Origin of the sequence: Dehalobacter restrictus DSM 9455 (assembly GCF_000512895.1) — a bacterium.
Classification (GTDB): domain Bacteria; phylum Bacillota; class Desulfitobacteriia; order Desulfitobacteriales; family Syntrophobotulaceae; genus Dehalobacter; species Dehalobacter restrictus.
Map to the genome: position 1 here is coordinate 1345666 of NZ_CP007033.1, position 12574 is coordinate 1358239.

The 12574-nt window shown below is 43.3% G+C and carries 14 protein-coding genes; 11 read left to right on the top strand and 3 right to left on the bottom strand.

The annotated features are described in order from the left end of the window. Positions 1 to 51 precede the first annotated feature (51 nt). A complete protein-coding gene (locus DEHRE_RS06545; protein ID WP_025205514.1) occupies positions 52 to 477 on the bottom strand; it encodes a hypothetical protein in 426 nt (141 codons plus the stop codon). Between the two features lie 171 nt (positions 478 to 648). Here DEHRE_RS06545 and DEHRE_RS06550 point away from each other — a divergent pair, with 171 nt between their 5' ends. From DEHRE_RS06550 to DEHRE_RS06590, 9 genes are all read left to right on the top strand, one after another. Further along, on the top strand, positions 649 to 921 hold the full coding sequence (locus tag DEHRE_RS06550) for a DUF4229 domain-containing protein (protein WP_025205516.1): 273 nt from the start codon (positions 649 to 651) through the stop codon (positions 919 to 921). A 288-nt stretch (positions 922 to 1209) separates the two neighbouring features. Next, positions 1210 to 1848 (top strand): cobalamin B12-binding domain-containing protein, encoded by a 639-nt coding sequence (locus tag DEHRE_RS06555; RefSeq protein WP_019225554.1) that lies wholly within the window; start codon positions 1210 to 1212, stop codon positions 1846 to 1848. 27 nt (positions 1849 to 1875) lie between these two features. Beyond that, positions 1876 to 2616: a GntR family transcriptional regulator gene (locus tag DEHRE_RS06560; RefSeq protein WP_019225553.1), complete on the top strand. Its 741-nt coding sequence runs from the start codon at positions 1876 to 1878 to the stop codon at positions 2614 to 2616. Positions 2617 to 2727: 111 nt separating this feature from the next. Then, entirely contained in the window at positions 2728 to 3336 is a 609-nt protein-coding gene (locus DEHRE_RS06565) for a GTP-binding protein (protein WP_025205517.1), read from the top strand. A gap of 4 nt (positions 3337 to 3340) precedes the next feature. Beyond that, positions 3341 to 3796 (top strand): hypothetical protein, encoded by a 456-nt coding sequence (locus tag DEHRE_RS06570; protein WP_019225551.1) that lies wholly within the window; start codon positions 3341 to 3343, stop codon positions 3794 to 3796. Positions 3797 to 3849: 53 nt separating this feature from the next. After that, positions 3850 to 4470, top strand: a complete 621-nt coding sequence (locus DEHRE_RS06575) for a cobalamin B12-binding domain-containing protein (protein ID WP_025205519.1) — start codon at positions 3850 to 3852, stop codon at positions 4468 to 4470. 1 nt (position 4471) lies between these two features. Beyond that, complete coding sequence (locus tag DEHRE_RS06580) at positions 4472 to 5590, top strand: uroporphyrinogen decarboxylase family protein (protein ID WP_025205521.1); 1119 nt, start codon at positions 4472 to 4474, stop codon at positions 5588 to 5590. Between the two features lie 42 nt (positions 5591 to 5632). After that, positions 5633 to 6439: a dihydropteroate synthase gene (locus tag DEHRE_RS06585; RefSeq protein WP_025205523.1), complete on the top strand. Its 807-nt coding sequence runs from the start codon at positions 5633 to 5635 to the stop codon at positions 6437 to 6439. Between the two features lie 424 nt (positions 6440 to 6863). Beyond that, positions 6864 to 7433 (top strand): YdcF family protein, encoded by a 570-nt coding sequence (locus DEHRE_RS06590; RefSeq protein ID WP_083221873.1) that lies wholly within the window; start codon positions 6864 to 6866, stop codon positions 7431 to 7433. Positions 7434 to 7668: 235 nt separating this feature from the next. Here the strand turns inward: DEHRE_RS06590 and DEHRE_RS06595 are convergent, their stop codons facing one another. Next, positions 7669 to 8592 (bottom strand): DUF3102 domain-containing protein, encoded by a 924-nt coding sequence (locus DEHRE_RS06595; protein ID WP_038603193.1) that lies wholly within the window; start codon positions 8590 to 8592, stop codon positions 7669 to 7671. Positions 8593 to 9198: 606 nt separating this feature from the next. Here DEHRE_RS06595 and DEHRE_RS06600 point away from each other — a divergent pair. Next, positions 9199 to 10527 (top strand): MFS transporter, encoded by a 1329-nt coding sequence (locus DEHRE_RS06600; protein ID WP_025205535.1) that lies wholly within the window; start codon positions 9199 to 9201, stop codon positions 10525 to 10527. Positions 10528 to 10653: 126 nt separating this feature from the next. Here the strand turns inward: DEHRE_RS06600 and DEHRE_RS06605 are convergent, their stop codons facing one another. Continuing rightward, the gene (locus DEHRE_RS06605; RefSeq protein ID WP_282432042.1) at positions 10654 to 11988 is read right to left on the bottom strand and encodes an ArsB/NhaD family transporter; all 1335 of its coding nucleotides are present in this window, start codon (positions 11986 to 11988) and stop codon (positions 10654 to 10656) included. Positions 11989 to 12199: 211 nt separating this feature from the next. Between DEHRE_RS06605 and DEHRE_RS06610 the strand changes: the two genes are divergently transcribed. Next, the gene (locus DEHRE_RS06610; RefSeq protein ID WP_025205540.1) at positions 12200 to 12547 is read left to right on the top strand and encodes a hypothetical protein; all 348 of its coding nucleotides are present in this window, start codon (positions 12200 to 12202) and stop codon (positions 12545 to 12547) included. The last annotated feature ends 27 nt before the right edge of the window (positions 12548 to 12574 follow it).

The window sequence follows — 12574 nt, forward strand, 5'->3', positions numbered from 1 at the left end:
CTAGTGCCGCGATGCCATGGATGGCAAAGAGCGGCGACGGCTACGGATGGCCTAGTGCCGCGATGCCATGGATGGCAAAGAGCGGCCCGGCCGGACAAACACCAAGTCCAGGGAAACAAGAAGTAAAATGGCGATTAGGATCTTATTCAGATTATTTGCAGAGACAGTCACCTGCCGGGCGGCAGGCATCAGATAGCCGTTTTGATAAGAACCTGAAAGGATAGAAGAGGGGGGAACAGGACTTCGCAGAACCGGTCCCGGCAGGAGTGTACCAGGCAGATTTGCAGCCGGTAGGACGGTACCGGGTAAAAATGCCGCCGGAAGTACGGCCCTTGGCTGTCCTGTCTGTCCTGTACGGGAATACGGGTATGAAACTGTCCGGGGATTAGCGTAATTCCCTCTGGCCATAGAAAAATAACGCGGATCGTTTGCAGCTGCTGCCAAAGATATATGGTTGGTAAACAACATATTGCTCATGTTGATCTCCCTCAATTAATTCGTACCGGATACCTGATTTGGAGGCATTAAAACTCAACAAAAATATGATATGATAAAGAAAGAAGATATAGCGTTGACCATGCTAAGGTATTATACGAAATAAATTGCCATTGTGATACAATCATGGTAATTTATGGAGAGAGGTTAATCGTGATCATAGGTTTTGGTTTTGGAAGTCCGCTTACGGCGCTTTTGATGCTGGTCGTCACAGCGTCGCTTTCGTATTTTTTCTTTAAAGCGATCAGACGCCGACGGAACGTTGACTGGACCGATGATAGGGGCAGTGATATCTCAGAACTCAGGCGGAGAAAACGCGCCTACTACTATGAACAGAGACAAAGGGCCAGGGAATTGATGGACGCGTATGATCTAACCGATCAGGAGATAGAGGAGAGAATTAACCGGGAATTAGACGAAAAATAATGAGGTACGAAGCCCTGAATAATTATCAGGGCTTGTCTGTCTTTGCTCTAAAAGGCGGATGATGTTTTTTAACTTTTTTCTTGGATTATGAACCGTTACTTATTTCCATCAACTCATAACTCCTGTTACTTTATATATAGAACAAGTGACAAGTTTATTATCGGTAGCAATACCTGAGCGGGTTGAAGCGATTGCTAATAGTGATATTTTTGACGGTTTGCATAATTGAAATACCTTTAGTGTTTATTTATAATGTAAGTAAGTACAGGTACGTAAGGAGGGGATACTTTGGATTATAAAGTGAGTGAATACGTAAAGATGCTCGATATTAACAGCGCAAAAGAAGAGGTAGAGAGAATGCTGTCTCAGAAGATTGAGCCCAAGGAAATCCGAAATCAGATATTCTTAGGCCTTACAGAAGTCGGGAGAAAGTATGAAAGAGGAGAGTATTTCATCGGGGATCTGATCGTTTCCGGTATGCTCGTCAAAGAAGTCCTGGCACTGGAAGAAATGAAGGATTCTTCCAGTGCCAATAGTCCTCAAAACAAGGGACGGATCTTAATTGGTACGGTTTGCGATGATATTCATGATATCGGCAAAGATATTATGACGGAGTTATTGGCTTCCGGGGGCATTGAAGTAATCAACTTGGGGGTGGATGTTCCTCCTCAAAAATTTGTGGAAGGCATACGGAAATATAACCCGGATATTCTGGGCTTAAGTTGCACCATGACCACCTCAATCAATTATATTTTTAAGACGATTGATGTCATCAAAGATGCAGGGTTAAGAGATAACCTGAAAATAATCATAGGCGGGACTGCGATCAGTAAAAAATATTCCAACATTAACCTGGCGGACGAAATTGTCAACGATGCGTATAAAGGGCTTAAAATATGCCAGGAATGGGTCGGGAAAAACAGTTAGCTTTTTCACAGGAAGGATGAATGATCGTTGGCTGATATTTTATATTTGGCAGTCGTTGAAGAAATCAAGAAAGCAATAGTTTCCGGGCATCTTTCTCCTAGGGATATGCTGAAGTCGGAATCGGAAATGATGAAAGAATACGGCGTAAGCAGAATGACCTTACGAAAAAGCTTATCGTTATTATCCAATCAGGGCTATATTTATTCCGTTCCAGGTAAAGGCAATTTTGTCAAAAAACCAGATACCGATGTTTATCAATTCCGTTTTAACCGTTACGATAATCTGCTGTCCAAAGTTGACCGGATCAAACTGTTATCGGTTACAGTGAATACCGCTTCGGATGATGTAATGGATAACCTTTTGCTGCAGGAGAACGGACGGGTGGTGAGAGTCGAACGATTAGTCTACAGCGATGATCAGCCGGTGGCTCTCGAAGTTGTCAATACCCAATACATACCCAATACTCCAGTGGTTGAGGACAGAATTAACTTTGCCAATTATGCATATAACTTGGATAAGAAGCTGGCTTTTGGGGAAGAAACCTTTGGCTTAACTAAAGAGCTGGTTATCAAAGTGGTAAAGGCCGGTGAAGACATCTGCATGAGACTGAGTATTGCCCCGGGCGAGGATGTATTTGAAATCAGCGAGAGGATCATGAAAAAGGATGACCATTCTCCACTGACTTACAGCTTGTTTTATATTCGTAAGGAGTATTTTATGCTTACGGCGAAAACTCCGGAGGAAGATGCAAGTAAAAAAATATTTTGAATTAACAGACAATTATCATTTGGCCGATTGACATTCTCAATAACAGGGTATAATATTAAATTAACTAGTACGTACAGGTACATATTGAAGTTTTAAAAAGGAGAGCTGAAGATGTTCACCAGAATCGTATTTGTGTCTGGTTTTTTGGGTTCAGGAAAGACGACATTTATCGTAAAGCTGGTGGAATCTTTAGCGCAAAGAAATATCAAAGCGGCTCTTATCGTCAATGAAGCCGGGGAAATCGGCATCGATAACCAATATATGAAGCAGCTGGGATATAACGTCTGGGAAATCTTCGGCGGGTGTATCTGCTGCACGTTATCCGTCAGCCTGGAACATACGATTCAGGAGCTGGAAAAGAATTATCATCCGGATGTAATTATCATTGAGCCCAGTGGAGCAGCCAATCCGGAAACCGTTTACAATTCCCTGATCAGTTTTGGCATCGAGAAAGAGAGAATTGCAAACTTCTTTATTTTGGATCCCACCCGGATTGAGATGTTTTTGGAGATATTAACGCCACTCCTGATTTCCAGTCTTGAGCTAGCGGATTGTGTACTGATCAATAAAATAGACCTGGCAGACGGGGAGTCCATTGAAAAATGCCGGGAATTGGCCTTGACCCATGGACCACATTCACCAAACTTCCTGATTGATGCAAGTCAATCCTTGTCGGGGGAATTGTCTGGGTATATTGCGGATCTGATCGTAAAGAGGTGAGTAAATGCATCAAGATCATTTTCATCCGGTTACATTCAGCATCAGACTGATCCTTCAGGATAAAGCATCCGTCAAACGGTGGGCGGATATTGTCAACTATTATTTTTCGCAATACTCCAGTGAACTGTGCCAGAGGCCAAAGGTGTATATAGGGCATATTAAAGCAATTTCCATCCTTAATAAAAAAGAGTACATAAAATTCAGCAAGTTTAAGTGCGACATACCTGCAGAGGTTGTATCCGTAGGGGAATCATCTTATCACAGCATTCCTCTAATCCTGAATTCGTTGGTCTATGGAGTTGCGGAGGAAGACGCAGTTCAAGTCTTAAGGCGAGTTTCCAAGAAAATAAAAAAAGAGTTTCTGCTTGAAAGCACATTCAATCTTGAAAAAGCTGCTCATGACCATCACGGGCATCATGCACATCACCACGAGGACCCCAACCATAATCATAACCACTGAGTGGTTATAGATAAAATTTAATAATATTTAAAGGACAAAGGGGGAAAATTGACGTGAGCAATGTATTGATCCAGATGACTGCAGGCCTGGAAGACGAAAAGGTTATACTTGAGGTACGAAGACAACTTGACGCAGGCATTGACCCGGTAGAAATTTTCGGGGCATGCCAGGAAGGTATGGTGGAGATCGGCAAACGGTTCCAGAAGGGGGAATACTTTGTTTCCGACCTGATGATGGCAGGGGCAATTTTTATGAGCGTCAATGAAATTGTTACTCCTTTTCTCAAAGTGTTAGGAAGCTCCAATGCGGAAAAAGTTGTCATCGGCACAGTTCAGGGGGATATTCATAATATCGGCAAGGATCTGGTGGTTGCCATGCTTAAGGCCGGAAACTTTGATGTTGTGGATGTGGGCGTTGATGTAACGCCAGAGGCTTTTGTCCAGGCTTTGCAGGACAGCGGCGCCAAGGTACTTGGGCTTTCCTGCCTCCTGACCACCGCATACGACTCAGTCAAAGCTACGGTGGCGGCAGTGGAAGCTGCGGGGCTAAGGGATAAAGTGAAGATCATGATCGGCGGCGGACCGGTTGACCAGGGAGTTGTGGAATTTACAGGAGCGGATGCATTCGGCAAAGATGCCCAGGATGCGGTAAGAGTATGTAAGGAGTTGATCTGATATGAATCCGTTATATCTTGAACGCCTGGAAAAAGCCAAGAAAACCATTGTCTTTGAAAATGATTCAGTAACCTCTTGTTATATTGGAACGGCAACTCCTCCGGCACACATGGGGATAACCATGGCGGAGTATATAAACGATCAGGAAAAGGGGCTGGACATATTCATTGACTATGTCAATGAGATTAATGCCACCGCACCTGTTGACTGCCTGAACAGTGGATACATGCCAAAGCCCAACATAGCGCTGGCCACAGCATGGTTTTCTAAAATAAAGGTACCGGGCAGGGATCTTCCGGAGAATTCCCTCTGGCAAGTCGAAGAAAAAAAGGTAATGCAGGACGCAGATTATGATCTGGTTATTGAAAAGGGCTACAATGGGCTGTTTGAAAAAATATTTCCTCAAGTGGCTGATATGGCGGAATTTCAGGAATTTATCCGGTATAATCAGGAAAATGGAGCCAAAGATGCCGGGAAATATATTAATGCCGGTTATCCGGTCATTACCGCTTCCATGATCAGTCCGCCCTTTGAAATGCTTTGTGGCGCCCGCACTATGGGACAGTTCTATATGGACTGCTATAAAATGCCGGACAAAGTAAAAGCAGCTTTGGACGCTATGCTGCCTGATATTGTAAATTCTGCAGTCGGGATTGCCAAGGCGGCTCAGGGAGTTGGCACTTGGGTAGGCGGGTGGCGTGGAGCCAGTGCCTTAGTGTCAACAAAAATATGGGAAAAATTAGTATGGCCCTATATATATGATGCAGCAATAACCTTGGTTGATAATGGGCTAACCCCGATTTTCCATCTCGATCAGAATTGGGATCGGGATATTGAGAGATTTCTGGAAGTGCCGGCCAAAAAGTGCATCCTGAATACCGATGGCATGACCGATTTAAGAAACGCCAAGAAGAAATTAGGGGATCATATAGCGTTTATGGGAGACGTACCGGCCCAGCTGCTGGCTACAGGCACTCCGGAACAAGTCAGCGACTATGTGAAGAGACTTCTGGATGATATCGGCACTGAGGGGGTTTTTGTGACTCCAGGATGTGATGCCCCGGCCAATGCTAAGTTCGAAAATATGGTAGCAATGTTTAAGGCGGCAGCAGAATTTTAATAAAGCGATGAATTCTAATGATTATATAGGGAGTATATTCGCATGATATTTATCGGTGAATCAATCAATGGTACAAGAAGCGCAATCAAAAAAGCAGTATTAGAGAGGGATGCCGAATATATTCAGAGGATTGCCATATCCCAGGCGGAAGCAGGGGCAGATTATCTCGACGTTAATGCCGGGACCGACCCCAATCGGGAGACCGAGGATTTACTCTGGTTGATCGAGACGGTTCAGGCGGTGGTTGACGTCCCCATCTGCATTGACAGTTCAACAGCGTCAGCCATTAAAGCCGCCATGGGGGTTATCCGCGCAACGCCCATGATCAATTCCATCAATGGCGACAGTAAGAGGTTGGAAAGCTTCCTTCCACTAATTAAAGAAAGAAACTGCCCGGTCATCGCACTGGCTATGGATGAGTCCAAATCCGATATGCCTAAGACCGTGGCAGAGAGAATGGTCGTTCTGGAAAAGATATTTAAGGCAACACGAGAAATGGCGATTCCGGATGAGAAGATTTTTATTGATCCGTTGATTATGGCTGTAGCCACAGACCAGACGGCAGCCAAGACGGTGTTTGAATGTATCCGGACAATCAAGGCTACCTACCCGGAAGCCCATATCAGCGGAGGGCTCAGCAATGTTTCTTTCGGGCTGCCCGAACGCGCCTTGATCAACAGGACCTTTTTGACACTGGCCCTGGAAGCCGGAATGGATTCGGCGGTTGTCAATCCGAGTAATGTGCAGCTGATTGAGTCATTATATGCCACAGAGCTTCTGCTGGGCAGGGACCGTTTCTGCAGAAACTATACGAAAGCCTCAAAAACGAATTTCAGCAGAAAAAACTAGAACTGGACTGAAAGAAAAAATGTCTGATTGGTTGATACTTTCAGGTCATTTTTTTTGCTTGCCAATTTCCTTAATCTGGGCTATTTCAACCTGAGTCTCAGGTGAGAATCTCTTTAAAACTGTGCGGGTGTCTTCTTAACGCAAATATGTGCGCAGTTTTATCTTATTTGGACATTACTTAATATGGCCTGCCGTCAAGGAGATGCCAGATTCAAACAGCGTCTTTTTTGAATTATTGAGTAAGATTTGGGTTAGAATCAGAGAATTTTTATAAACAAACGAAATGGTCATAAAAACATGGAAGTTGGTCACGCACCATGTTATATTAGAAATAAATACCAGTTATAAGTATGCAAGCGAAAAAGACGGATATTTCGCTGAGGAATATCAGAAAGGATGAGCTTAAAGCTTTACAGAGAGGTAAATGATGCTGAAGAGGTTTTTTAAAGTAATAATAATTGCCGGTCTATTATGGTTTCTATCACATACTATTTTGATCACGATTGATGGATTAGCCAATAACCTGGGTCAGTGTGATGTTGGGATCGTTTTAGGAAATAAGGTTGAATTGGATGGAACTCCGTCACAAAGATTGCAGGGTAGATTAGATAAAGCCGCAGAACTCTATAAAGACAAATATTTTCAATATATCATTGTCAGTGGGGGCACAGGTAAGGAAGGGTTTGACGAAGCCAAAGTAATGAAAAATTACCTGGTAAAAGCAGGAATACCTGAAAATGTGATCATTGAAGACAGCCATGGTGTTGATACATTTATGACCGCTAAGAATTCTAAGGTTATTATGGATCGGAATAATTTTCAAAGTGCAATGGTTATTACCCAGTACTACCATATAACCAGAACGACATTAGCAATGCACAAGGTTGGTATTAACAAGGTTTATTCTGCTCATGCAACAACCTTTGAACTACGTGATTTATACTCCTTAACAAGAGAATTTATTGGATATTATATGTATCTTCTAATAAAGTAGGATATTTGCCGACGTGTAAAGTGTTTGATCTTGATGATAATCAAATAGGTGATGATTTTGTCACGGAAAATCATGCAATTATGATGTACGAACCTATGTTGGCAGAACGTATGAAGATTGTTTAATTTTCTTATTGTTTAGTTTGTTATTTCCGAAAACTGAGCTCTTTGTTTTAAAGAAATAAAGCTGCCAATCGTGGGATCATCCCACCGACCGACAGCTTTTTTAAGAGCGCTCATGGGGTGGGAGCTTCAGGAGTTGCCGGAACTTTGGGAGCGGCGAGAACAGCTCTCTCAATTCGCTTTAATTTCGCCGATGTTTTTAATATAAACTGGTTGGTCTGAATTAAATAAAACTTGAAAGCATTCGGGTCCGCTGCGGCCATTTCTTTGATGGCGATAAACAGATCGTCGAATCCTTTGGCTATCAGATCGAAGCGGGCGTCTGCCTGGGTCATGGACAGGTTGAGCTTTAAGATCTTGCTTTCAAGTTCTATCTCGGCGATGCGCTTGGCTGCTGCATTTCCATTTTCAAGTACGTCAAGCTTCCGCTGCAGCTTCAAAACATTTCCCTGCTCGGCCCATACGGCTTGCAGGTTATCCGTGGCTTCTTTTTTCGCCTGGCCAAGCTCATTGGATAATTGGGAGATGGCGCTCTTTTGGGCACCACTCTCTTTCTGCAGCGCCTCTTTCTCAGCGAGGGCCTGTTTCCTGTCATTGACCGCCTGCTGCAGCTCGCGGACGGACATATTCTCAAGATCAAATTGGGTAATGAACTCCGCGCGTTCCTCCGCCGGAAGCCCCAGGAGAATGATTGCCTGGGTATAACCCATCTTGGCAAACGGCTCTGTTTTCGCGCTGATGCCGGAGGCGGCGGCGCTTGAGTCGGGGATGCCGTGCAGCTCAGGACCGTATTCTTCCGCTATGCGCATAAGATGATAGGCTGTGCGCTCGGTATACTGCACGGCGTTCTCCAGCCATAAACCATATTTACCATAAGGGATCTTTTCTTTGGCCTCCAAAAGGCGTCGGCCTATTTCAATGGCGCTGACTAACATGTATTTTTTGGCCTGTTCTTTGATCATGGTTATTTCAGCGGCGATAATGTCCGGCGTCCTTTCGATTATATCGTTTATATCGTTTATATTATTGGCATCCATGGTTAATGATCCTCCTACTGGTTGTACTCTTATTTCGTATGATATGTTGTCAAGCCTTGCGATGTGAATCTTCCATGCGGTAAAATTTCTGAAATCGAAGAATTTGAAAGCGCTTTCAAACGCTTCAGTTATTGAAGGAAGTAAATAAATACATAAATAAAGACGGCCTTGCGGCCGCCTGTTTTAATTTGGCTGAGGTAACGTTACCCTGGTTTAGCTTGTCCTCTCATACAGATCATTGATTGTGGTATCAATGATCTTGATATCTTGCTTGCCGGTCAAGTCCGGTTTCGGCGTCGGAATGGTGATGGTGAAGATGGTGCCGATGACGGTTCAAAGCTCTTTTTAAAAGACTACATGATCCAGCCTGTGGGAAGAATAACCGTATAACTGAGGTGCTGAGCAAGTTTGCTGCCAAGGATCTTGATACGCATGAAGTGTATAAAAATTTTTATATTCAAGGCATGTTGAGAGCTGCGTTTTGATTTTGATAGAGAAGAAATAGTCAGAAATTAAGCGGTTACGGTGATGTTGTATGTTTTTGCGAGGTTTTACTTTTAAGAACGCAATTTAAAGATTAGGATTAATAAAAAGGAGATAAGTTAATTGAGTACTGTAAATGTTCCAAAAACCATCGACCAAAGCAAAATGAATAGATTTTTTGTTATCGTGGCGGTATTAGCTTTCTTGGGTCTATTATTTGATGGATACGCTCAGGGGGTTTACAGTACTTCCCTTCCTTCGCTGATTCAAGATACTGGTATTGAGCCAACAGTTTTTGGCCTAATTGGTAGTTATACACTATATGGAATGATTGCCGGCGGAATAATATTTGGAATGTTAGCTGATAAAATAGGTAATAAAAAAGTATTCATGTTAGCTATTGGCTTTTACGCGATGTTCACAGGTCTGATGGGAACTGCAACAACAGTATGGCAGTTTTCTTTATACCAAGTTTTAACAGGAATGGGTGCTGCCGGAATTGCCCCAGTTACCTTTGCTATGCTTGCTGAATATAGTCCTTTAAAAAATCGTATTCAATTGATTAACACGACGACTCTGGGAATGCCGCTTGGAAGAATGTTGAGCACTTTGGCAGGTATGGCTATTTTGCCATCGTTTGGGTGGAGACCAATGTTTCTGATTGGTTTTATTCCCCTGATTTTAATTGTTTTTTGTATTTTTTACTTACCTGAATCTATGCAAAAATTAATAAAAGACGATAAAAGAGAAAAAATTCAAAAGATCTTAAAATTAGTTGCCCCTGAATACACTCCTAGCATAGACGAGCAATACGAAACAGAAATCCGACCTTCCGACAAAGGATCATTCCTAAGTCTATTTAGAAATGGCATGGCTGTGAATACTATTTTATATTGGTTAATCATGGCACTATGTATGTTTATCATTTACGGCTTAGTAACATGGCTGCCTAAAATGATGATGGGTGCAGGATATAACTTAGGATCCAGTCTCACGTTCTTTTTCACTTTCATCCTCGGGTCAATACCTGGTATCCTTCTATCGGGTCCGTTAGCCAATAAAATTGGACTTAAAAATACACTATCCTTATATGCAGCGGTTCCTGCCCTTGTTGTTCTGCTTTTGATGCTGAAACTAGATACAATTCTGGTATCAATTGTTCTGTTTGTCCTTGGAGCTGGTATGTATGGGTTATTGGGATTGATCTTTACATTCATATCAGTCAGCTATCCACTTGCCTTTCGTGGGACCGGATTAGGATGGGCTAATGCAGTGGGGCGTTTCGGCGGATCTTTCGCACCGATGACTGGAGGGATATTGATAGCCCAAGAGGCGTCTTTGATAACGAACTTTATCGTATTCGCAACGGTACCGTTTCTTTTGATAGTGATCTGTGTTGTAGTTTCTCAACTAATCGCTAAGAAAGCTGCATCCCCCATTAATAGGGAATAGATAGTCGATTGAAACAGCAATCAATTGTCTGCAAGAATTTCCGGAGTCAGGAAGCATATCTAGATATTCAATTTTAAAAAAGCAGGGATACAGGGTAATAATTGTTGAGAGGCATCTTGTATTAAACTAAATCAAATAGCGCAGAACAAGGTAAACCGTACTGATGGCGACGGTGATCAGCATTATGGGGAAGCAGACTTTAAAGTACTGGCCGAAGGTTATTTTGTATCCCGCTTCCTCGGCCATACCGGAAGCCACGACATTGGCGCTTGCCCCGATAATGGTGCCGTTTCCGCCCAGACAGGCCCCCAGTGAGAGCGCCCACCATAACGGTGTAATATCCATTCCGGTCAGCACGCCGACTTCCTGAATCAGCGGGATCATGGTCGCGGTAAACGGGATGTTGTCAACAAAGGCCGAAGCGATCGCGGAAACCCAGAGAACGGCCATTCCGAGTAAAAACATATCACCGTTGGTTTGCTGAACAATACTTTTCGCAAGCACCTCCAAAACTCCGGCCCGTTCCAGACCGCCCACCAGCATAAAAAGACCGGCAAAGAAGAAGATCGTTTTCCACTCGACTTCTTTAAATACTCTCTCCGGGTTGACTCCGGAAATCAGCAGAAGAAGGACTGCTCCGGTCATGGCTACGACCGAAGACGGATAATTTAAAACGCTATGCAAGATAAAGCCCAGGATGGTCAGGCCCAGTACGATTAGGCATTTAGTAAGGAGCTTTTTATCCTTGATTGCTTCATATTCGTTGAGCAGCAGGACCTTTTTTTTATTCTCTTCTTTTGTATGGAGATATTTTTTATAGACCAGCAGAAATGCTCCAATGGTGACGAACAGGATAGGAACAATGATTGGCGCAACATTAATAACAAAATCCATAAAGCTTAAGCCTGTTTTCGTCCCGATCATGATATTTGGCGGATCGCCGATCAGGGTCGCCGTGCCGCCGATATTCGAAGCAAAGATCTGGCTGATGACGAACGGGATGGGCTTTATCTTAAGGTCTTTTGTGACATCCAGCGTGATCGGGAGAATCAACAGAATTGTGGTTACATTGTCCAGAAAGGCTGAAGCAATCGCTGTAATGAAGGAAAGGTACACCAACACTTTCCAGGGTTCTCCTTTGGCCAGCTTGACAACTTTAATGGCCAGAAATTCGAACACACCGGTGCGCTGGGTGATCATAACGATCACCATCATGCTGATCAGCAGGGCAAGTGTATTAAAGTCGATGGCTTCGTAAGGATTTTCATGGTCTAATAGCCCCGTAAGCGCCATCAGAACGCCGCCGCCGAGCGCGATGATCACTCTGTCGATCTTTTCAGTAACGATGAGCAGATAGGCAGCTGCAAAGATAATGACAGACAGTGTCATGGCAGGTGTGAATTCCATTGCTGAAAGGCCTCCTTCGTCTTTTTCCTTCGTCTTTTCTGCATCGGTATACATAGGGTACGGCTTCGACAGTAAACTTTTTCCTAATACATTATGGCACTCCTGGCAAATTAATCAACAAGTATCCGGCTAACAGGTTCAATATATTTTTATTTTCCAAATTCTTTATTTTCTTATATAATAGGATAGGAATTAAGATAGATAGGGATTAAAATCAAGATCAAAAAGATCGTTTCTATCTGAAGAGGAGATACAGGAGGGTACAATGGACGAAAAAATGGCCAAATTGAAGGAATACCTTCAAATGGAGACGGAGATTGCATTTGAAGAATTCAAGACGTATTATACCGGTGTGATTGAACAGCTGAACAAAACATATAGCGAGATGGACCAGGCTGCCTGTTTCCAAGCCAGGTATATCTGCAGTATCGTTCAGGGCAATGCCGAATCTCGTGCCCAGAGAAGTAAAGTGAACGGGAAAGCTTTCAAAAAAATGGCTGCCAAATGCGGGTTCTGGGTCGATGCGATTGATCATCGGCTGAAAAAAGAAGGTATGACGCAGAATGAAATTGACGCGGCAATGGGTGAGATAAATAAGGATGCTGAGCAGTAAAGACGTTCTGGATTTATCGGCGAAAAG